The following is an 18,578-nucleotide window of genomic DNA, read 5'->3' as shown; positions in this document are numbered from 1 at the left end:
GCGGGGTCAGCGGGCGGTGAGGCGGTAGCTGACGCTGCCGAAGCCCACCATGTCCCCGTCGTTGACGACGATCGAGCCGGTCACCCGGCGGCCGTTGACCGTGGTGCCGTTCGTCGAGCCGAGGTCGCGCAGAACCCACATGGTGCCCTGGTGGCTCAGTTCTGCGTGCAGGCGCGAGACGGTGTCGTGGCTGAGCCGCAGGCCGTTGGCCGGGTCGCGGCCGATCCGGAGCGGATAGGGGCCGGGCTCGGGCAGGAGCAGCGGCGGCAGCTTCTCCGCCTGCCAGGCCCGGCGCAGCCGGACGGAGAACGCCGAGACCTTGCCGACCGCGCGGTAGAGCCGGCGCGACCAGCGGCCCTTGTCGACCAGGTCGGCGGTGAGGGCGTCCAGTTCCTCGGTGCGGCGTGCGGCGAAGGCCAGTTCCATGCGTTGCACGAACGTCTCGTGCGACAGCCTGCCCTGGGCCGCGCCCTCTCTCAGCACGTCGAGGACACGCTCACGCTCGGCATCGGAGAGCCGAGCGGGGTACGTGTTGGACTCGAAGGAGGACGTCACGTTCCAGATTGTCGGCCCGAAGGCCCCGAGGTGTCCAGACGAAGCGGTTTCCGAGCCCGCCCTGACCTGCACGGAAGCATCAATTCCGGCACAGTGGCGGCCGGTTCCGCCCCTGGCGCGTGCCGGAAAGAGCTGGACGGGCCGCCGGCCGGCCCCCTATTGTGACGATCACGCCACAAACGACGGAAGGAGGCGAGTGCCGTGTACACCACACCGTTCCCGCGCTCCCGTCCCGTCCGCCCGGCGTCCGCAGTCTGACCGGGAGCGCGCAAGCATCTCTTCCGGAGGACATCCTCATGACCGACACGGTCATCCGCGCGCTCGGTGAGAGCGACGCACATCTCTTCGGCACCCTGCCCGACCCGCTCGGCGTGGGCCGGGCCCTCTCCCGCGCGACGCACCGCCCCGACTGGAAGCGGGTGGCGCTGCGTGACGGCAAGGTGGTCGCCAGGGCCGCCTGGTGGGGCGGCCCCGACGACACGTCACCCGTCAACGTCAACTGGTTCGACGTCGCGGAGGGCGAGGAGGAGGCGGGCGCCGAACTGCTGCGCACCTCCCCCTTCCAGGTCGAGTACGAACTGATCCTCCCCGCCGGCTGGCGCGACGACGCGGCCGTCCGCGCGGCCGGTGAGGCCCGTATGACGGCGGCGAAGGCCGCCGGCATGGAGGTGCTGGTCGAGCGGTACCAGTACCGGTGGACGCCCGGATGCGGGCTGCCGGAGCGGCCCGGGCGGCTGGTGTTCCGCCCGGAGCCGGACGACGCCGTGTTCTTCGAGGCGCTGCGCCGCATCCACTCCGTGACGCTGGACGCCCACGCGCTGCGGGCGGTCGCGGAAGGCGGCCTCGACAAGGCCGCGCAGGAGGAGATTGACTTCTTCAACTGGTGCCCGTCCCCCCGTGAATGGTGGCAGGTCGCCCACACCCCGGACGGCGACCTGGTGGGCATCCACATCCCCGCACGCAACCCGTCGGGGCCGTGCGTCGGCTTCATCGGGGTGGTACCGGAGCACCGCGGCCACGGATACGCGTACGACCTGCTGGCGGAGTGCACGCACTTCCTCGCGGAACAGGGCGCCGAGTTCATCGCCGGCGCCACCGACCAGGGGAACTTCCCCATGGCCGCGAACTTCACCAAGGCCGGCCACCCGGTCGTCCAGGAACGGGTGCACTTCGTGCCCGCGCCCCGGAACTGACCACGCGCCGCAGGGGTGTCCGCGTCGCGGGCGCCCCTGCGGGGACGGTCAGTGGTCCGACTCGCCCTTCTGCGCGGCGATCATGTCCCGGTACCAGTGGTAGGACGCCTTCGGCGTGCGCCGCAGCGTCTCGTAGTCGATGTGGACGAGACCGAAGCGCCGGGACGCACCCTCGACCCACTCGATGTTGTCGGTGAGCGACCAGGTGAAGTAGCCGCGGACATCGGCCCCCTCGCCCATGGCCCGGTGCAGGGAGCGCAGGTGGGCGTCGAGGAAGGCGATGCGGCGCCGGTCGTCGAGGCCGTCGTAGGAGCAGCCGTTCTCCGTGATGATCACGGGCGGCAGCCGGTCGCCGTAGCGTCCGCCGAGTGACCCGAGCAGTTCCCGCAGTCCGTCGGGGACGACGGGCCAGCCGAAGTCGGTGCGTTCCTCGCAGTCGATGTCCCGCAGCCCGAAGGGGAGTCCGGCGGGCATGCCCACTCCCGCGAAGCCGCCCGGGGCGTCGTCGGCGGGGGCGCCCACGAGCATCGGGTGGTAGTAGTTCACGCCGTAGAAGTCGAGCGGCTGGGCGATGACGGTGAGATCGTCGGCGACCGGACCGGGCATCAGCGACGCGAAGTTCTCGTCGGGATAGGCGCCGGTGAGGAGCGGATCGGCGAACAGCCGGTTGGTGATCGTGTCGTACAGCTCGGCGGCGAATCGGTCCTCCTCGCTGTCCCCGGCCGTCCACACCGGCGAGTGGGAGACGGCGAGCCCGACGCTCCGCGCTCCGGCGGCCCGCAGGGCCGTCACGGCGAGCCCGTGGGCGAGCAGTTGGTGGTGGGCGGCCGGCAGAGCGTCGAAGAGCAGTTGCTTCCCGGGGGCGTGCTCGCCGAGCGCGTAACCGAGGAGGGTGACCTCGGCCGGTTCGTTCAGGGTCATCCACAAGGGGACGCGATCGGCGAGCCGCTGTGCGACGGCCGAGGCGTAGTCGGCGAACCGCAGGGCCGTGTCCCGCCGGAGCCAGCCGCCGGCCTCCTCGAGCGGGAGCGGGGTGTCCCAGTGGTAGAGGGTGGGTGCCGGGGTGATGCCGTGGGCGCAGAGTTCGTCGACGAGCCGGTCGTAGAAGTCGAGGCCCCGCGCGTTGACCGGACCGCTGCCGCCGGGCACGACCCGCGGCCAGCTCACCGAGAAGCGGAACGCGTCCGCTCCCAGCCCGGCGAGCAGGGCGACGTCCTCGCGGTAGCGCTCGTGGAAGCCGGTGCCGCGGGCGGCGTCGGAGCCGTCCTTGATACGGCCCCGGGCGGCGAAGGCGTCCCAGCCCGACGGTCCCTTGCCGTCGGCGTCGGCCGCGCCTTCGGTCTGGAAGGCGGACGCCGAGGCTCCCCACAGGAAGCCGGGCGGAAAGGCGGGCATCGGCTCCATCGGTTCCTGCGGCATCGACATGGTTCGTGACCTTAATGGCCCAAGCACACCGCCTGAAGACCTTGGTCTTGCCAGGATGTGGGGACGGAACATGGGTCGATGGCCATCGACGACGAGGGGACGCCAGTGCTGCTGTTCGAGGTGTGGGCGCCGAACGCCGAGGAGCGGGTCACTCTGTGGCTGGAGGGTGCCGAGCACCCGATGGAGCGCGCGCAGGGGCGGGACGGATGGTGGGTCGCGGAGGCGCCGGCGGAGGACGGGGCGCGCTACGGCTTCTCGCTGGACGGGGGCCCCGTACGGCCGGACCCCCGCTCCCGCCGGCAGCCCGACGGCCCGGACGGCCCCAGCGCGGTCTTCGACCAGGACCGGTACGGCTGGCGGCGGGACTGGCCGGGGCGCGGACTGGAGGGCGCGGTCCTGTACGAGCTGCACATCGGCACGTACACCACAGAGGGGACGCTCGACGCCGCCGCGGAGAAGCTGGGCGAGTTGGCCGAGCTGGGCGTCACGCATGTGGAACTGATGCCGCTGTGCTCCTTCCCCGGTGTCCACGGCTGGGGTTACGACGGGGTGTCGCCCTGGGCGGTCCACGAGCCCTACGGCGGGCCGGAGGCGCTCAAGCGCTTCGTCGACGCCGCGCACGGGCACGGTCTCGGCGTGGTCCTCGACGTGGTGCACAACCACCTGGGCCCGTCCGGCAATCATCTGCCCGCGTTCGGCCCGTACTTCACCGACACCCACCACACTCCGTGGGGTTCCGCGGTCAATCTGGACGCACCCGGCTCGGACGAGGTGCGCGCCTATCTGCTGGGCAGCGCCCTGGCCTGGCTGCGCGACTACCGTCTCGACGGGCTGCGGCTGGACGCGGTGCACGCGCTGGCCGACGACCGGGCGCTGACGTTCCTCGAGGAGCTGTCCGCCGCCGTCGACGGGCTCGCCGGGGACCTCGGCCGCCCGCTGTTCCTGATCGCCGAGTCGGACCGGTGCGACCCGCGGACGACGACGCCGCGCACGCAGGGCGGCATCGGGCTGCACGCCCAGTGGAACGACGACTTCCACCACGCCCTGCACACCGCTCTGACGGGCGAGTCGCAGGGCTACTACGCGGACTTCGCCCGTGCGCCGATGGCCGCTCTCGCGAAGACTCTGACCCGCGGCTTCTTCCACGACGGCACGTACTCGGCCTTCCGCGGCCGGACGCACGGCCGCCCGGTCGACGTGGTCAATACGCCCGCGCACCGTTTCCTCGGATACGCGCAGACGCACGACCAGATCGGCAACAGGGCTCTCGGCGACCGCCTTTCCGCCACCCTCTCCCCCGGTCTGCTGGCCTGCGCGGCGGTACTGGTGCTCACGGGCCCGTACACGCCCATGCTCTTCATGGGCGAGGAGTGGGGCGCCTCGACGCCCTGGCAGTACTTCACCGACCACACCGACCCGGAGCTGGCGGAGGCCGTACGGGCGGGCAGGCGGAGGGAGTTCGCGGCGCACGGCTGGTCGGCCGAGCAGGTGCCGGACCCGCAGGACCCTGCCACCCGGGAGCGTTCGTGCCTGGACCGGTCGGAGCGGGAGCGGGAGCCGCACGCCCGGCTCCTGGAGTGGTACCGCGAACTGATCGCCATGCGCCGCGCGCTGCCGGACCTGTCGGACCCGGACCTGGCGGCGGTGAAGGTGGCCTTCGACGAGCAGGCCCGCTGGCTGGCGTACCGGCGGGGCGATCTGCGGGTGGCGGTCAATTTCGCCAAGGAGACCGCCGCCATCCCGCTGGGCGGCGGCGGCCGGATCGCGGCGGCGTGGGGCGACGTCGTCCCGCCGGAGGGGGACGGGGTGCTGCACCTGCCGCCGCAGAGCTGTGCGGTACTCGCCGACTCCTGAAGGCCGTCGCGCCCGGCCGTGCCGGGCCGCCGGGGTCCGGTCCGTGCGGCAGCGGCACCGTCAGCGCCGGCCGGAGCCGTACGAGCCGCGGCACAGGGCGGTGACGTCGGCGTGCGTCACCCCGTCGGAGGCCTCGCACAGGCTGCGCATGTCGTAGCTCGTGCGGGGCCGCGGCGGCCGGGGACGGGGCGCGGGGCGCTGCGTCGGCCGCTCGGGCCGCACGGGGACGGCACGCGCGGGGCCCGCGGCGGGGCGCCGCGGCCGCAACTGCCGGACGGGCTCCTCCGCCGCCTTCCTGCCCTCCCCCTGAGCCTTCGGACCGCCCCGCTCCTTCGCCTTGCCCTTCGGGCGCTCCTCGGGACCGGTGGAGGCCAGTGCCTCGCGCGCCGACGGCTGGACGACCCGGCCCGGCACGACGGGCGCCGGCGACCGGTCGCCGGCCGGGGCCAGGCTCGGCGCCGGTGCGGGCCGTGGGGCCGTCGGCACGGCCACACAGCCGGTCACACCGAGCAGGAGAAGAGCGAGGGAGGCCAGGATCCGGGGAGTGCGCATCCGCCAACCCTGCCGGAGAACACGCCTGTGACCTGCGCGGGCGCCACTGGAATCACCGACATGGGTGACCCGGCCGCCGGCGTGGCCGGCCCGGCTCAGTTCTCGTCGCCGGGGGGCCGTTCCTCCTTGGCGACGAGCCGCTCGAGCAGTTCCTGGAACTCCTCGCCGATCATGATCTGCAGACCCTCGCCGTCCTCGTCGCGGTCGCTCAGCTGGGTGAGCGTGCCGCCGTGCCACCAGTAGACGTAAGGGCTGATGGCGCCGGGCGTGTCCTCGTACCCCGTGGCTGCGAAGGCGGCCATCGCGTTGAGGGCGGGGAGCAGGCCGGTGTCGTGGATGGCGTGGAAGGCGAGCTGGTGCCGGAAGGGCATGGCCACCAGGGCGCCGTCCGCGGTCAGCTCCTCCCCGGTGACCTGCCGTACCAGCGTCTCCAGGGTCAGGACCCGGCTCGCCGTGTAGAAGGAGTCACCGAGCACGACCTCGAAGCGCATGCCCTCGGAGTCCTTGACGGTCTCGTGCGCCTCGACGGGCAGTCCGCGGAGGTTGTAAAGCGCCTGGTCGCGCAGATAGGGGAGGTCGCCGAGGGGTTCGAGCGCCTCGTCGGTGAGCATCATGACGCTCTCGGGGAGGTCGAGCGCGAGGATCTCGTACAGGCCGGGGGCGACGGTACGGGCGTACGCGAAGCTCCGCGGGTCGAGTCCCTCGGCGCCGACGACACGGGGGTAGAGCTGGGCGCGGATCTGTTCGGCGGGCAGGGTCTCCAGCGCGGACGGCGCGTCCATGGTGCGCAGCACCATGCCGACGTGCTGGTGAATCAGTTCGGGCCACACGCGGGGTCCGCGTTCGTCGTTGTGGCACACGGCGGCGAGGTTGCCGAGGCCGAACTGCCGGCCGGCGCTGTCGGAGACCATGTCGGTGTAGACGGTCACCTCGAGGCCCTGCTCGGCGAACGCCTCGCGGACCTGGGCGCGGAACCTCGCCCCCTCGTCGGCGGAGAAGAAGGAGAACTCGGGGTCCCGGGGCGCATCGCGTCCGTCACGCTTCGGCCCTCGCCGGAACAACCCCACGTCAACCGCCCTCCGCTCGCCTGTCACTGATTCGAGCGTACCGACCCCGGGTGAACTGCGGGGCTCCCCCTTTCGATCACTTCATCGGCACGACGAGATCGGCCCGGTCACGGCCGTGGCCGATCAGTCGTGCGTTGGGTTCGTCGGAGTCGTGGACCCAGCGCTCGGCGAACGGGCGTTCCTTCCCGAAGCGGACATGCCGGTCGACCAGCCGGCGCAGCCGCTCCTCCTGGTCCAGCTCGAGGAACCACACCTCGTCGAGGAGGAGCCGGACCCGTGCCCAGGGTCCTTCGTCGTGCAGCAGGTAGTTGCCTTCGGTGACGACGAGCGGGACGCCAGGGGCCACGGGGATGCTCCCGGCCACCGGTTCCTCCAGTGTCCGGTCGAAGGCGGGCGCGTAGACGACGGCGTCCGGGTCGGGGGCGCGCAGCCTGCCGAGCAGTGCGGCGTACCCGGCGGCGTCGAAGGTGTCGGGGGCGCCTTTGCGGTGTTCGCGGCCGAGGCGCCGCAGTTCTTGCTGGGCGAGGTGGAAGCCGTCCATAGGGACGAGGACGGCGAGGCCGTCGAGCGCTTCGACGATCCGGCCGGCGAGGGTGGATTTCCCGGCGCCGGGCGCCCCTGCGATCCCGAGGAGGCGCCGGCGCCCCGGTACGGCGAGGGAGCGGGCGCGCTCGACGAGGTGGTGCGGCAGGGCGGGCATGCCGCCCATTGTCGCGGGTCATACGTATAACCTTGATGCATGCCGAACATCGCCCTGATCACGCTCGTCGTCCGCGACTACGACGAGGCCATCGCCTTCTACACCGACGCACTGGGATTCCACCTGGTCGAGGACACCGACCGGGGGGACGGCAGCCGCTGGGTGGTGGTCCGCCCGGCGGGTTCCGGAACCGGCACGGGCCTCCTGCTGGCCCGCGCCGGCGACGACGAGCAGCGCGCGAGCGTCGGGGCGCAGACCGGCGGCCGGGTGGGTTTCTTCCTGCACACGGACGACTTCGCCCGTGACCACGCCCGGATGACGGCGGCGGGTGTGCGCTTCCTCGAGGAACCGCGGCACGAGGCGTACGGCTCGGTGGCCGTCTTCGAGGACCTCTACGGCAACAAGTGGGACCTCCTCCAGCCCCGGTGACCTGGAGCCGGGCGGCAGCGCCCGCCGCGGACCGCGGCGGGGTCGGCCCCTCGGCCGCCCCGCCCCGCCCGAACGCCGCTAGAGCGGCAGCGCGTACACCGCTACCGGCGACCTGAACGCCGGTCCGGCCGGGCGGAGTCCGCCCGTGCGCCGGTCGACATGAAAGACCGTCACCGTGCTCGAGCGCTGGTTCGCCGCGAACAGCAGCCCGCCGGACGGCGAGAGGGCGATGTGCCGGGGGAAGTCGCCTCCGACGGGCACGGTGTCGAGCAGACGCAGGCGCGACCCGCCGGCCTCGACGGCGTACCGGGTCAGGCTGTTGTGCCCCCTGTTGGCGAGGTACGCGTACCCGCCGTCGCCGGTCACCGCGAACTGGGCGGGGTAGTTGGTGCCGGAGCCGGTGCCGGTGGGCTGCGGCGCACCCGGCCGGAGCCTGCCGGTCCGCGGGTCGTAGGCGCAGACCACGACGGTGTTGTCGAGCTCGTTCGCCACGTACGCGTACCGGCCCGAGGGGTGGAAGGTGAGGTGCCGTGGACCCGCGCCGGGCCGCAGCGTCGTCCGCGACACCTCGGTGAGCGTGCCCGCCCGGGTGTCGAGGCGGTAGGTGTAGACGGTGTCGGTCCCCAGGTCGACGGCGAGGACGTGCCCGCCGTCGGGGCTGGTGACGATCTGGTGTGCGTGCGGCCCTTGTTGACCGGGGCCGGGCGGCGGATCGGCGTGGGTGACCAGGTCCGTACGCTCACCCGGCGCGCCGGAGGCGGCGAGCGGATGGACGGCGACGCTGCCGGAGCCGTAGTCGGCGCTGAGCAGCCACCGTCCGGACGGGTGCACGGACAGCTGGCAGGGTCCGGGCCCGCCGGTGGAGCGGCTGCCGATCACCTGGTGGGCGCCGCCCTCGTCGAGCCGCACGGCGGTCACGGCACCGGGATCGCGTTCGTTCACCGCGTACAGGGTGCGGCCGGAGGGGTGGACGGCGAGGTATGAGGGGTCGCCGACGCCTTCGACGACTCCGGTCCCGCTGATCTTGCCGCTCGTCTCGTCGTACGTGGCCGTCGCGATCCCTGAGCCGCCCCCTTCCGCGGACGTGTACGTGCCGATGAACAAGGGGCGGGCCTTGCGGGGCCGGTCCGAGGCGGTGGTGGCCACCCGCGATCTGGCCCGCGGTGCCGACTCCTCCGCCTGCGAGCACGCCGCGAGCGCGCCGCCGGCGGCCAGCGCGCCCAGTCCGAGGAAACGGCGCCGCCCTGCGTGCGCGGCGCCGTCGGTCCGGTGCTCCCTGCCCGTGCCGGTGCTGATGCCCATGCCAGGCAGGGTAGGGCCTGCGGCCGGTTCAGCGGCGCTGTCCGGCCCTTGATCCTGCCTTTGCCCGCTCCTTCTCCTCGTAGTCCTCGTCGTCCTCGTCGTCGTCCTCGCGGTCCTCGTACGCCTCGTCCTCGTCCTCGGCGTCGTCCTCGTCCTCGTACTCGTCCTCGTCCTCGTCCTGCCGGGGGCCGCCTTCCTCGGCCTCTTCCTCGTCGTCCTCTTCCTCCCCCTCCTCGGCTTCGCCGCGGTCCTCGGCCTCGTCCTCGTAGTCGTAGTCGCGGTCGCCGCGCTCGTCGTCGCCCTCGTCGCCCTCGTCGCCCTCGTGCTCCTCGCGCTCCGCCTCTTCGCGCTCGAGTGCGTCTTCGTGGCTGACGACGACCTCACCGTCACGCACCTCGCCGCGCCAGCCCTCCGCTTCTTCGTCCGTGAGGGTCACATGGCGCTGGAAGTGCTTGAAGTCGAGCCGCAGGCGGCGTCCTTGGGCCCGCCACAGGTTGCCCGTCTTCTCGAAGAACCCCGAGGGGTAGTACTCCACGACGAGCACGATGCGGGTCAGGGAAGGGGCCAGCTCGTGGAAGCTCACGCATCCGCGGGTGCTCCCCTTGGCGCCCTCGGACGTCCACACGATCCGGTCGTCCGGTATCTGCTCCTGGACCGTCGCCGACCAGCCGCGGGTGGACGGCCCCACCTTGACCTTCCAGTCGGAGCTGACCTCGTCCTTCTGGGAGACGCTGCGCACGCCCTTGGTGAAGCCACTGAACGCCTCGTACTTGGTCCAGTGGTCGTACGCCGTGCGTATGGGCACGCCCACGTCGAGGGTCTCGACGATGTTCATGACCTTGGTGTCGCCGGACTTGCGCCCGCCCTTGCCGCCTCCGAGCTTTTCCTTCACTTTGCCCACGATGTTGTCCTTGGTGCTCTTGAGCTTGGCGCCGATCAGGGACTTCATCACTCCGCCGACGGGCAACTTTCCTCCGTTCTCGGCGACGTCGAGAAGCTTGCCCGAGAGGCCTGACACCTTGTCGCCTGCTGTGTCGGCGAGCCGTCCCGCGCGGGCGCCGACGTAGCCGGTGAGCTCCTCGCGCAGCTGGTCCAGGCCGCTACCGGCCTCAGGCGTGGATCGCTGATCCGTACTGGTCATGGCCCTACCTCCGCCGTGTGCCGGACCCGGACGTCGCGTCCGTGCCTGGGGGAACTCGCTTCGCGGACGCCTTGCCGGTCGTGGCGGCCTTCTTGGCGGCGGCCCTGGCGGTGGCCTTCTTCTCGGTGGAGGTCCCGGCGGAGGCCTTCTTCGCCGTCTTTCCGGCAGCGGAACCGCGGGACCGGAGCTCGCCCCGCGCCCCCTTTTGCTGCTTCTCGGGCTTCTGCTCCTCCTGCTCCTCCTCGGGCTCGTCCGCCCGGTCCGCCTCCGTCTCGCGCTGCTCCTTGCCGTCCCCCTCGTCCCGGTCCTCGAGACGCAGCGTGCGCTCGTGCAGCGCGTCGGCCAGCCCGGCCATCTTGCGGTCGGCGGTCGCCGCCAGCGCCTGGCGGCCGGCTTCCATGAGCTCTCCCCGCAGCTGGTCGCCCAGTCCCGCGAGCTGCGGGGCGTCCTTGAGCGTCTTCACGCCCTGGGTCAGCATTTTCTGCGGGTCGAGGCCGGCGCGCCGCCCGGCGAGGTACGTGCCCACCGCGAAGGCCATGCGGCCCTTCTTCGTACGGCCCAGCACGTAGCCACCTGCCACGGCGGCCGCGAGGGTCATGCGGTTGATGTCCTTCATGAGCTGCTCCCTGTGACAGTCCGTGCCCGGCTGCTCTCCCCCCTGCTCGTGCCTCTCAACGTCCATGCCGGTACGGGCCTGTTGGGGCCGGGAGAGCCGGTAGGTCCACGAGTTCCACAGCGAACCCCGAGTATGCCTATATGCTGAAATTGTACGTTTCTGTATGACGAACGGTCCTGCCGTGATGGGAAGGGGCGATGACTTCCTCAGATCCCGCCGGACGGCGTCCCAAGATCAAGGCGGCGAGCGTGATGCGCTCCGCGGCGGACCAGCTCGCGGAGCTGCTCGGCCGCCCGCCCGAATCGGTATCGGCGCTCAGACACACCGAGGACGGCTGGGAGGCCGACGTGGAGGTGCTGGAGGTGGAACGGATCCCCGACACCACGAGCGTGCTGGCCAGCTACCGAGTGACGCTCGACGAGGAGGGCGACCTGGTGGAGTACCGGCGCACCCGGCGCTACACCCGCGGTCAGATCGACCGACCGAACTGAACGACCGACCAACCGACCGATCGAACTGAACGACCTTCGAAGGCCCGCCGCGGGCCTTGCGACGAAGGGAGACACCATGACGGTGGTACCGCAGGGCGGAGACGTTTCCCGGGGAGGCGGCGGTGGCTCCGGAACCCTGTACGACGTCCTCGACCTCATTCTCGACCGCGGACTGGTCATCGACGTCTTCGTGCGCGTGTCCCTGGTCGGCATCGAGATCCTGAAGATCGACGCCCGTGTCGTCGTGGCCAGCGTCGACACGTACCTGCGCTTCGCCGAGGCCTGCAACCGGCTCGATCTCGAGTCCGGAAGAAAGGCGCCCGCCCAGCTGACCGACGTCGTGGGCGACACACTCGAGAGCGGAGCGAAGGGGAAGTCGAAGGGGGCGCTCGGTGGCGCGATGGAGGCCGTGGCCGATTCCCTGACGGGCGGCGGCAAGAAGCGGCAGGCCGACGACCGCGCCGAGCTCGAGGAGGGGACGGACGTCGAGGAACGGGAACCCGTGGAAGAGCGCAGGCCCTCCCGGCGGGCCTCCCGGCGGGAACGGGAAAGGTAAGGCGGGCGGGAGTGATCCCGCAGTGAGGAGCGACCATGGCCGTGTACGTCTACTCGATCACCGCCGAGGATCATCCGGTCCGTCTCGACGGCGTCGAGGGAGTCGGAGAGCCGCCGGCCGACCTGCGAAAGGTGGTCGCCGGGTCGCTGTGCGCCGTCGTCAGCGACGCGCCGGACGGTCTGCGTCCCAAGCGCCGCGATGTCTTGGCGCACCAGGCCGTCCAGGAACGACTCATGGCCGACGGCACGGTGCTGCCCCTCCGCTTCGGGCTGACGGCACCCGACGACGACGCGGTGCGGGACGCGCTGGAGCAGGAATCGGCGAAGTACACACAGCGCATCGAGGCGGTCCGGGGCTGCGCCGAGTACAACCTGAAGGCGTCGCAGGACGAGGAGACGATCCTCCGCGAGATCCTGCTCGAGTCGGAGACGGCCCGGGAGCTCAACGAACGGATCCGCGGTGGCGACGCGACGCCCGATCTGCCGGTACGGCTGGGCGAGTTGGTGGCCGGGGAGATCCAGGCGCGGCAGGAGGCACTGGCCTCCGGAGTCATCGAGGCACTGCGTCCGCACAGCCGCGAGGTGAGCACCGCGCAGCCGACGGGTGAGGACTTCCTCAACGTGTCGTTCTTGGTGGCCGAGGACCAGGAGGAGTTGTTCCTCACCACCCAGCTCAGTGTCACCAACCAGTTGGGCGAGGGTTACACGTTCCGGCTCAACGGACCGCTCCCTCCGTACAGCTTCGTCTGAAGGGTTGATGCGCCATGGGTCTGTTCACCCAGATCGTCACTCTGCCGCTGGCGCCGGTGCGGGGGGTCGTGTGGGTCGTCGACCGGGTGCGGGAGGCGGCGGAGGAGGAGTACTACGACCCGGCGCCCGTGCATCGCGCGCTGGCCGAGCTCGAGGCCCAACTCACCTCGGGGGAGATCGACGAGGAGACGTTCGACCGGAGGGAGGACGAGCTGCTGGACCGCCTCGAAGAGATCATGGCGTACCGGGCCGACATCGGGCGGTGACGGCCGGCCGTGCCCTCGGTCGGGCTTCTGGCCCCGGTCCCGGCCGGGCTCCTGGCCGGGACCACGCCGTGCACCGCACGCACCGCGAAACGTGAGGTTCCGATCGTGACCGAACCACTCGCCAACACCGGCTCCTACCCCTCCCGGGCGGCGCCGGCGTACGCCCAGGGCTCGTCCTCGACGAATCTCGCCGACATCCTGGAACGGGTCCTCGACAAGGGCATCGTGATCGCCGGCGACATCCGGATCAACCTTCTCGACATCGAGTTGCTGACCGTCAAACTGCGCCTGCTGGTCGCGTCCGTGGACAAGGCGAAGGAGATGGGGATCGACTGGTGGGAGCACGACCCCTCCCTGTCGTCCCGCGCCTCGCAGGACGGCTCGGAACGCTCCCTCGCGGCGGAGAACCGGCGCCTGCGCGAGGAGATCGAGGCGCTGCGGCGCGAAAGCTCGCTGCCCGGCAGGGCCGAGGAACCCCTGGAGGCGCCACGCCCCGTCGTGGAGGGCCGGGTGCTCGCGGAAGGCCGGGCCGGCCGGGAGTCCGAGGAGCGCCTGGAGGACAGGGACAGCCGCCTGGAGGACAGGGACAGCGAGGAAGACAACCAAGTCAGGGACCGCGGCGAGGGGCAGGAGCGCAGGGAACGCCGACAACGGCCGGACCGCGCGGCACGTTCGGAGCGTTCGGAGCGCTCCGAACGCGAAGACCGCCCTGCCACCCGCACACGCCGCGAGGACCGCGAACGTCCAGAGCGCCCCGAACGCCCCGAACGCCGAGGAACCCGCGCCGATGACCGCTGAGGAAACGACTCCTGAGGGGACGACCGCCGCCGAGGGCCTCGCGGACGGCGGCGATGCCGTCACCTACGTCTACGCCGTCGCCCGTGACTCGGACGCTCTGCGGGAGTCCGCGGCGGAGCTGGTGGGCGTGGGAGGCGCCGCGGTGCGTGTCGTCGCGGGAACGGACGGCGACCGCTCCGCACCCGGCTCCGGAACCGCCGGGCACGGGGAGGTGGCGTTCGTCGCGAGTTCGGTGAGCGCGTGGGACTTCGACGAGGACGCCCTGCGGCGTCACCTGGAGGACCTCGAGTGGCTGGAGGCGGTCGCGCGCGCCCATCACGCGGTGATCGAGACGCTCGCCGGGGCGACGACGGTGCTGCCGCTGCGGCTCGCGACGGTCTACCTCGACGACGACCGCGCCCGGGAAGCGCTGGACGCCGGCCGCGTCGAATTCGTAGAGCTGCTGTCGCGGCTCGAAGGACATGTCGAATGGGGCGTCAAGATCTACGTGGACGCCCCCTCGGAGTCCCCCGGCCCGGACGCCGCTGCCGCCGCCCCGGCCCCGGGGACCGCCGACGCCGGTCTCGGCCCGGGGCGCTCGTACCTCCGCACCCGCAGGGCGCAACGGAGCAGCCGCGAACGGGCACACGAGGCGGCACGGACGGCGGCGGAACGGATCGAGGCCGCGGGCCACGCGTACGCCACCGACCGGGCACGCCACCGGGTCCAGCAGGGTGAACTGGCCGGCTCAGGCGGCGAGAACGTCGTGAACGACGCCTATCTGCTGCGGGAGGACCGTTCGCACGCGTTCCGCACGGAGGTGGCGCGGGCGGCGGAGGACCTGCCGGGCGTACGGGTCGAGATCACCGGCCCATGGGTGCCCTACTCCTTCACCACGCCGCCCGACGGCATGTCCGGCGCATCGGGCACGTCCGAGGCGCCCGATGCGTCCGACGCCTCGGGCACGTCCGGCCCGTCGAGCGCCGGGGGCCGACCGCCGTGACCGGGCCCGTGACCCCCCGTTACGACGACCCGCTCCCGCAGCGGCAGGTCGCCCTCATCGATCTGCTGGACCGTCTGCTCAGCGGCGGGGTGGTGATCACCGGTGACGTGCTTCTCTCCGTCGCCGACATCGACCTCGTGCGCGTCTCGCTGCGAGCGCTGATCGTGTCCGTCGACGCGGAGACCCGGCCCCTGTGGGTGGGACCTGCACCGGAGGGCGGCCTTCCGGATGTCCGATGACGCCCGCCCCGACCGGGCCGACCTCCCCGACGGGACCGAGCGCCCCGACCGGGCCGACCTCCCCGACGGGACCGAGCGGGCCGAGCGGGCCGAGCGCCGGGGCGGCGCTCCCCCGCCCGCTCGGCAGCGGCTCGACGAGGTCGCGGACGCGGCTTCCCGCGCCTTCCGGCTGCTTCCGGCGGCCCCACAGGACGTGCCGGCGACCGCGAACCGGCCGTCCGCGCCGGCCCGGCGGATCCGTACCGACCCGGACACCGTCGAACGCGACCTGATGAAGCTCGTCCTCACCCTCGTCGAGCTGCTGCGTCAGCTCATGGAGCGGCAGGCACTGCACCGGGTCGACCAGGGCGATCTCACGGAGGAGGAGGAAGAGCGGCTGGGGTCGACGCTGCTCCTGCTGCACGACCGCATGACCGGTCTGTGCGCCCAGTACGGGCTGACCATGGACGACCTCAACCTCGATCTCGGCCCCCTCGGAACGCTGCTGCCGCCCGGCGACTCCGCACGGCCCTCCGACTGACCGGCCGGCACCGGCGCGGGTCACGGGGTCGTCGCCGCCCCTGGCAGGTCGAGCTCCACCCGCACGGTCTTCCCCACCGGTACGCGGTCCAGCACCTGCCACCGGTCCGCGAGCGCCGCGACGAGCACCAGTCCGCGCCCGGAGTCCGCCAGGTCCGGCGGCGCGGTGACGTGACGCGGCGGCCGGCGTTCGCCGCGCGTGTCGGACACCTCGATCCGCAGAGCGCCGGGGGTGCGAGTGAGCCTCAACTCGAAGTCCCGGCCCGGCACGCGGCCGTGCGTCACGGCGTTCGCCGCCAGTTCCGCGACCACGAGCGCGGCCGCGTCGGACGCCTCCGAGCCGTGCGGGACGTCCCAGGCCTGGAGCTGGTGCAGGGCGAGGCGTCGGGCGAGCCGCGCGCCGAGCGGCGTGGAACTGAAGCGCTGGGTGAACACACGTACGGTGCCCACCTGTTGAGGCGTGATGGGTGGCTGCATACGGCCAACTTCACGTCCACGGCCGCCGTTTCCCCAGATCAGACGCCCGTACGCTGAGTCGCCGTACGGGTACGGAGGGTGGACAGTACGGGTAACGGACCGTGACGATGGCCTCGTTGCGGAGTTGAACGCACGGCACACGTACGCGGGAGGTGGCCGCACATGACGGAGACGGCGGGCGGGGCGGGCGGATCGAACGGGTCCGCGGCGGAACCGGAGGTGTCCGACAGCCTGAAGGCGTTCGGCGAGGTGGTCAAGGCGTTCCGGAAGCGGGCGCGCCTGACGCAGGAGGAGTTCGCGCCACGGGTGCGGTACTCGCTCCCCACGGTGGCCTCCATCGAACAGGGCAGGCGCTTCCCGCCGGCGGACTTCGTGGACCGCGCGGAGGAGGTGCTCGACGCCTTCGGGACCCTGAGGGGCGCGGCACGGCACCTGTCGCGCCGGCCGGGACTGGCGAGCTGGTTCCGGCAGTGGGCGGGGCTGGAGGCGGAGGCGGTGAGTCTCGATACCTACGAATGCCGTCTCGTACCAGGCCTGCTCCAGTCCGAGCTGTACGCCCGGACGGTGTTCGCGCAAAGTGTGCCGCCTCTGACCGACGAACAGTTGGAGGCACAGGTCTGCGCCCGCACGAGCCGACAGCATCTGTTCCGCGAGAAGCCCAACGTGCCGTTCAGTTTCATCATCGAGGAAGCGGTGATCACCCGTGGTTTGGGCGGGAACGAAGTGACCCGCAGTCTGCTCGAGCACATGCTGGATCACGCCCGTCTGCGTAATGTCGAGATCCAAGTAATGCCTGCCCAGCAGTCCCAACACGCAGGGCTCGACGGTCCGATGCAACTCCTCGAGACTCCGGACCACAAGTGGCTCGCCTACTCGGAGGGGCAACAGTCGGGCCAGCTCATCGCAGACCCGAAACAGGTCAGCATCCTGCTTCAGCGGTATGCAAAACTGCGCTCGCAGGCTCTCACCCCCGCACATTCCGTAGGCCTGCTGGAGCGAATGCGAGGAGCGGTATGAGCACCCCCGAACTGGCCTGGTTCAAGAGCAGCTACAGCGGCGGCGACGGCGACTCCTGCGTCGAAGTCGCCCTGTCCTGGCGCAAGTCCAGCTACAGCGGCACGCAGGGCGACTCCTGCGTCGAGGTCGCGGCCTGCCCCACCACCGTCCACGTCCGGGACTCCAAGGTCATCGACGGCCCCCGGCTCGCTCTCTCCCCCGGCTCCTGGACGGGCTTCGTCGCGTTCGCCGCCCAGGGCTGACCCCGCTGCCGGATACCGCTGTCAGTGGTGCCTCCTATCGTGGTGGTCGTAGGGAGATCACGGCACAGCACCACGGGGGAACCATGTCCGCGACCACCAGCGTCAGCGTGCCCGCGCATGCGCTCCATCCGTCCGTCACGCACGAGGCGACCCGGCTCCGGCTGACCGGCCCCGGTCTGCCCGCGGACCACGGGCTGATGCGCTTCACCCCGCCGGCCGGGGCGGGCGCGGTGCCCGTGCCGGATCTGCTGGCCGAGGGGGCGGACCGGGCGGAGCTCGACCCCTACATCGCGGGCCTTGTGCTGATCGGTCACCTCCGGTGCGAGGACTACGACGCCCAGGAGATCGTCCTCGACGGCGCCACGGGCCGCGTCTTCACCATGTATCTCTTCGAGGACTCCCCCCGTCTGATCGACGTGATCCCGCTCGCGCCGTCCGTCGACGCCCTGGTGCGGTTCCTCGCGCACGTGGACGACTTCCGGGCGATGCGGGGCCGGTTCGCCGTTCTCGCCGGCCGGACCGGGCCCGAAGTGGTGCCGGAGGCCGAGCGGTTGCTGACGGCCGTTTTCGCCGAGGAGGACTGGGACGACGGCGACTGGGGCAGCGCGGGACCGCGATCGGGCTGGGACCACGAGATCCCGGCGGTGTGGCGCATCGCCTCGACGATACGGCCGTTGGCTCTGGCCGCCGGGCCGGGACAGGGCCTGCTGCTGGACCTGCCGGACGGACTGCTGGACGAGGAGTTCGGGGCGGAGGAGATGGTGCGCGTCGACGCCGCCGACCTGCCCGATGCCCTGACCCACGAGCCGACGCGCCGGTTCCTCACCGAGGTGGGGCTCCCCAAGGTGGAGCTCATGTTCGGCCTGTGGGGCGAAGACGACCTGCTGCGCATACTGGCCGAGAGGGAGGCGGAGACCGGGGCAGAAGCCCGGACCGGTACGGAACACACGTCGCCCGCAGACGACGCACGCTCCCGCCTGCCGGCCGACGCGGACAGACTGATCACCCTGGGCAGTCTCGTCCACGACTTCGAGGTCCTGATCGACGGCCGCACCGGCCTGCTCTCGTACCGCGAGTACGGCGACGACACGACGACTCCGGTGAACGCCGACATATCGACGCTGGCGTTCACGATGTGGATGTACAACCGGGAGCAACGGCTGGACCAGGAGCACGACTTCACCCAGGACTTCTACCACCAGCTCGCCGACACCATGGCCGAGGTCCTCGCATCGGTCGACCCGGTGGCCTGCCTGCCGGCGAAGGACGCCGACGACTACCGCTACTGGCCGGAGGTGTTCCACGACGAGGCGGGCGGCGTCCTCTGACATCGCCTGCGGCCGGGAGGTGATGAGTGCGCACCGGCCGCCCGCGCCTGCTCCCGCCCACGCGCCCCCGCACCCACGCA

Annotated in this window: 22 protein-coding genes and 1 pseudogene; 14 read left to right on the top strand and 9 right to left on the bottom strand. The window is 71.8% G+C overall.

Translation table 11 applies throughout. The annotated features are described in order from the left end of the window. Window positions 1-6 precede the first annotated feature (6 nt). Window positions 7-555 (bottom strand): FHA domain-containing protein, encoded by a 549-nt coding sequence (locus tag ACWGH4_RS01435; protein ID WP_441261321.1) that lies wholly within the window; start codon window positions 553-555, stop codon window positions 7-9. 296 nt (window positions 556-851) lie between these two features. On the opposite strand from ACWGH4_RS01435, the gene ACWGH4_RS01430 reads away from it, so the two are divergent. Then, window positions 852-1,748 carry a GNAT family N-acetyltransferase gene (locus ACWGH4_RS01430; protein WP_453454325.1) on the top strand — a complete coding sequence of 299 codons (897 nt, stop codon included), beginning with the start codon at window positions 852-854 and terminating at the stop codon, window positions 1,746-1,748. Between the two features lie 48 nt (window positions 1,749-1,796). On the opposite strand, the gene ACWGH4_RS01425 is transcribed toward ACWGH4_RS01430, so the two are convergent. Beyond that, a complete protein-coding gene (locus ACWGH4_RS01425) occupies window positions 1,797-3,167 on the bottom strand; it encodes a GH1 family beta-glucosidase (protein ID WP_453454344.1) in 1,371 nt (456 codons plus the stop codon). Between the two features lie 114 nt (window positions 3,168-3,281). Between ACWGH4_RS01425 and treZ the strand changes: the two genes are divergently transcribed. Then, window positions 3,282-5,027 (top strand): malto-oligosyltrehalose trehalohydrolase, encoded by a 1,746-nt coding sequence (gene treZ, locus ACWGH4_RS01420; RefSeq protein WP_453454342.1) that lies wholly within the window; start codon window positions 3,282-3,284, stop codon window positions 5,025-5,027. Window positions 5,028-5,087: 60 nt separating this feature from the next. Here the strand turns inward: treZ and ACWGH4_RS01415 are convergent, their stop codons facing one another. The 3 genes from ACWGH4_RS01415 to ACWGH4_RS01405 all read right to left on the bottom strand — a co-directional run bounded on the left by ACWGH4_RS01415 (window position 5,088) and on the right by ACWGH4_RS01405 (window position 7,355). Continuing rightward, a complete protein-coding gene (locus ACWGH4_RS01415; protein ID WP_453454323.1) occupies window positions 5,088-5,579 on the bottom strand; it encodes a hypothetical protein in 492 nt (163 codons plus the stop codon). 95 nt (window positions 5,580-5,674) lie between these two features. Next, window positions 5,675-6,646 (bottom strand): hypothetical protein, encoded by a 972-nt coding sequence (locus tag ACWGH4_RS01410; protein WP_441261317.1) that lies wholly within the window; start codon window positions 6,644-6,646, stop codon window positions 5,675-5,677. A gap of 76 nt (window positions 6,647-6,722) precedes the next feature. Further along, window positions 6,723-7,355 carry a nucleoside/nucleotide kinase family protein gene (locus ACWGH4_RS01405; protein WP_453454321.1) on the bottom strand — a complete coding sequence of 211 codons (633 nt, stop codon included), beginning with the start codon at window positions 7,353-7,355 and terminating at the stop codon, window positions 6,723-6,725. A gap of 30 nt (window positions 7,356-7,385) precedes the next feature. Between ACWGH4_RS01405 and ACWGH4_RS01400 the strand changes: the two genes are divergently transcribed. Next, window positions 7,386-7,775: a VOC family protein gene (locus ACWGH4_RS01400; protein ID WP_453454319.1), complete on the top strand. Its 390-nt coding sequence runs from the start codon at window positions 7,386-7,388 to the stop codon at window positions 7,773-7,775. A 78-nt stretch (window positions 7,776-7,853) separates the two neighbouring features. On the opposite strand, the gene ACWGH4_RS01395 is transcribed toward ACWGH4_RS01400, so the two are convergent. Genes ACWGH4_RS01395 through ACWGH4_RS01385 form a run of 3 tightly spaced genes read right to left on the bottom strand, consistent with a single transcriptional unit; the run spans window position 7,854 to window position 10,834 of the window. Continuing rightward, window positions 7,854-9,077, bottom strand: coding sequence for a lactonase family protein (locus ACWGH4_RS01395; protein ID WP_453454318.1), 1,224 nt, complete (start codon window positions 9,075-9,077; stop codon window positions 7,854-7,856). 28 nt (window positions 9,078-9,105) lie between these two features. Further along, complete coding sequence (locus tag ACWGH4_RS01390; RefSeq protein ID WP_453454317.1) at window positions 9,106-10,218, bottom strand: SRPBCC family protein; 1,113 nt, start codon at window positions 10,216-10,218, stop codon at window positions 9,106-9,108. Window positions 10,219-10,222: 4 nt separating this feature from the next. Further along, window positions 10,223-10,834, bottom strand: a complete 612-nt coding sequence (locus ACWGH4_RS01385) for a histone protein (RefSeq protein ID WP_453454315.1) — start codon at window positions 10,832-10,834, stop codon at window positions 10,223-10,225. A gap of 197 nt (window positions 10,835-11,031) precedes the next feature. Between ACWGH4_RS01385 and ACWGH4_RS01380 the strand changes: the two genes are divergently transcribed. From ACWGH4_RS01380 to ACWGH4_RS01345, 8 genes and pseudogenes are all read left to right on the top strand, one after another. Continuing rightward, complete coding sequence (locus ACWGH4_RS01380) at window positions 11,032-11,325, top strand: gas vesicle protein GvpO (RefSeq protein WP_159685333.1); 294 nt, start codon at window positions 11,032-11,034, stop codon at window positions 11,323-11,325. A 76-nt stretch (window positions 11,326-11,401) separates the two neighbouring features. Next, window positions 11,402-11,881: a gas vesicle protein GvpJ gene (gene gvpJ / locus ACWGH4_RS01375; RefSeq protein WP_453454314.1), complete on the top strand. Its 480-nt coding sequence runs from the start codon at window positions 11,402-11,404 to the stop codon at window positions 11,879-11,881. 35 nt (window positions 11,882-11,916) lie between these two features. Next, entirely contained in the window at window positions 11,917-12,630 is a 714-nt protein-coding gene (locus ACWGH4_RS01370; RefSeq protein ID WP_453454312.1) for a GvpL/GvpF family gas vesicle protein, read from the top strand. Window positions 12,631-12,644: 14 nt separating this feature from the next. Further along, window positions 12,645-12,896 carry a gas vesicle protein GvpG gene (locus ACWGH4_RS01365; RefSeq protein ID WP_159685338.1) on the top strand — a complete coding sequence of 84 codons (252 nt, stop codon included), beginning with the start codon at window positions 12,645-12,647 and terminating at the stop codon, window positions 12,894-12,896. Between the two features lie 105 nt (window positions 12,897-13,001). Then, window positions 13,002-13,448, top strand: a pseudogene (locus tag ACWGH4_RS01360) (gas vesicle protein); the annotation flags it as partial. A 235-nt stretch (window positions 13,449-13,683) separates the two neighbouring features. Continuing rightward, entirely contained in the window at window positions 13,684-14,676 is a 993-nt protein-coding gene (locus ACWGH4_RS01355) for a GvpL/GvpF family gas vesicle protein (RefSeq protein ID WP_453454309.1), read from the top strand. Further along, a complete protein-coding gene (locus tag ACWGH4_RS01350) occupies window positions 14,673-14,915 on the top strand; it encodes a gas vesicle protein GvpJ (RefSeq protein WP_441261308.1) in 243 nt (80 codons plus the stop codon). Before ACWGH4_RS01355 ends, ACWGH4_RS01350 begins: the two co-directional genes overlap by 4 nt. Continuing rightward, on the top strand, window positions 14,905-15,435 hold the full coding sequence (locus tag ACWGH4_RS01345; RefSeq protein WP_453454307.1) for a gas vesicle protein K: 531 nt from the start codon (window positions 14,905-14,907) through the stop codon (window positions 15,433-15,435). The genes ACWGH4_RS01350 and ACWGH4_RS01345 overlap by 11 nt, the downstream gene beginning before the upstream one ends. A gap of 20 nt (window positions 15,436-15,455) precedes the next feature. Here the strand turns inward: ACWGH4_RS01345 and ACWGH4_RS01340 are convergent, their stop codons facing one another. Next, the gene (locus ACWGH4_RS01340; protein ID WP_453454305.1) at window positions 15,456-15,911 is read right to left on the bottom strand and encodes an ATP-binding protein; all 456 of its coding nucleotides are present in this window, start codon (window positions 15,909-15,911) and stop codon (window positions 15,456-15,458) included. A 162-nt stretch (window positions 15,912-16,073) separates the two neighbouring features. Between ACWGH4_RS01340 and ACWGH4_RS01335 the strand changes: the two genes are divergently transcribed. From ACWGH4_RS01335 to ACWGH4_RS01325, 3 genes are all read left to right on the top strand, one after another. Further along, a complete protein-coding gene (locus tag ACWGH4_RS01335; protein ID WP_453454303.1) occupies window positions 16,074-16,928 on the top strand; it encodes a helix-turn-helix domain-containing protein in 855 nt (284 codons plus the stop codon). Next, complete coding sequence (locus tag ACWGH4_RS01330) at window positions 16,925-17,170, top strand: DUF397 domain-containing protein (RefSeq protein ID WP_453454302.1); 246 nt, start codon at window positions 16,925-16,927, stop codon at window positions 17,168-17,170. The genes ACWGH4_RS01335 and ACWGH4_RS01330 overlap by 4 nt, the downstream gene beginning before the upstream one ends. Window positions 17,171-17,253: 83 nt before the next feature. Further along, window positions 17,254-18,498 carry an SUKH-4 family immunity protein gene (locus tag ACWGH4_RS01325; protein WP_453454300.1) on the top strand — a complete coding sequence of 415 codons (1,245 nt, stop codon included), beginning with the start codon at window positions 17,254-17,256 and terminating at the stop codon, window positions 18,496-18,498. Window positions 18,499-18,578: the final 80 nt, after the last annotated feature.

This window comes from Streptomyces sp. NPDC054847 (genome assembly GCF_053610925.1).
Note: the sequence above shows the minus strand (reverse complement) of the source record. Positions and strands in the feature narration are given on the sequence as shown.

Bases quoted from the DNA above. Each gene is read 5' to 3' on its own strand.
- ACWGH4_RS01430 (WP_453454325.1), top strand. From the start codon at position 852: ATGACCGACACGGTCATCCGCGCGCTCGGTGAGAGCGACGCACATCTC.
- ACWGH4_RS01395 (WP_453454318.1), bottom strand. From the start codon at position 9,077: ATGGGCATCAGCACCGGCACGGGCAGGGAGCACCGGACCGACGGCGCC.
- ACWGH4_RS01385 (WP_453454315.1), bottom strand. From the start codon at position 10,834: ATGAAGGACATCAACCGCATGACCCTCGCGGCCGCCGTGGCAGGTGGC.
- ACWGH4_RS01340 (WP_453454305.1), bottom strand. From the start codon at position 15,911: ATGCAGCCACCCATCACGCCTCAACAGGTGGGCACCGTACGTGTGTTC.
- ACWGH4_RS01400 (WP_453454319.1), top strand. From the start codon at position 7,386: ATGCCGAACATCGCCCTGATCACGCTCGTCGTCCGCGACTACGACGAG.
- ACWGH4_RS01355 (WP_453454309.1), top strand. From the start codon at position 13,684: ATGACCGCTGAGGAAACGACTCCTGAGGGGACGACCGCCGCCGAGGGC.
- ACWGH4_RS01330 (WP_453454302.1), top strand. From the start codon at position 16,925: ATGAGCACCCCCGAACTGGCCTGGTTCAAGAGCAGCTACAGCGGCGGC.
- ACWGH4_RS01380 (WP_159685333.1), top strand. From the start codon at position 11,032: ATGACTTCCTCAGATCCCGCCGGACGGCGTCCCAAGATCAAGGCGGCG.
- ACWGH4_RS01415 (WP_453454323.1), bottom strand. From the start codon at position 5,579: ATGCGCACTCCCCGGATCCTGGCCTCCCTCGCTCTTCTCCTGCTCGGT.
- ACWGH4_RS01345 (WP_453454307.1), top strand. From the start codon at position 14,905: ATGTCCGATGACGCCCGCCCCGACCGGGCCGACCTCCCCGACGGGACC.
- ACWGH4_RS01370 (WP_453454312.1), top strand. From the start codon at position 11,917: ATGGCCGTGTACGTCTACTCGATCACCGCCGAGGATCATCCGGTCCGT.
- ACWGH4_RS01365 (WP_159685338.1), top strand. From the start codon at position 12,645: ATGGGTCTGTTCACCCAGATCGTCACTCTGCCGCTGGCGCCGGTGCGG.
- ACWGH4_RS01335 (WP_453454303.1), top strand. From the start codon at position 16,074: ATGACGGAGACGGCGGGCGGGGCGGGCGGATCGAACGGGTCCGCGGCG.
- ACWGH4_RS01425 (WP_453454344.1), bottom strand. From the start codon at position 3,167: ATGCCGCAGGAACCGATGGAGCCGATGCCCGCCTTTCCGCCCGGCTTC.
- ACWGH4_RS01325 (WP_453454300.1), top strand. From the start codon at position 17,254: ATGTCCGCGACCACCAGCGTCAGCGTGCCCGCGCATGCGCTCCATCCG.
- ACWGH4_RS01405 (WP_453454321.1), bottom strand. From the start codon at position 7,355: ATGGGCGGCATGCCCGCCCTGCCGCACCACCTCGTCGAGCGCGCCCGC.
- gvpJ (WP_453454314.1), top strand. From the start codon at position 11,402: ATGACGGTGGTACCGCAGGGCGGAGACGTTTCCCGGGGAGGCGGCGGT.
- ACWGH4_RS01390 (WP_453454317.1), bottom strand. From the start codon at position 10,218: ATGACCAGTACGGATCAGCGATCCACGCCTGAGGCCGGTAGCGGCCTG.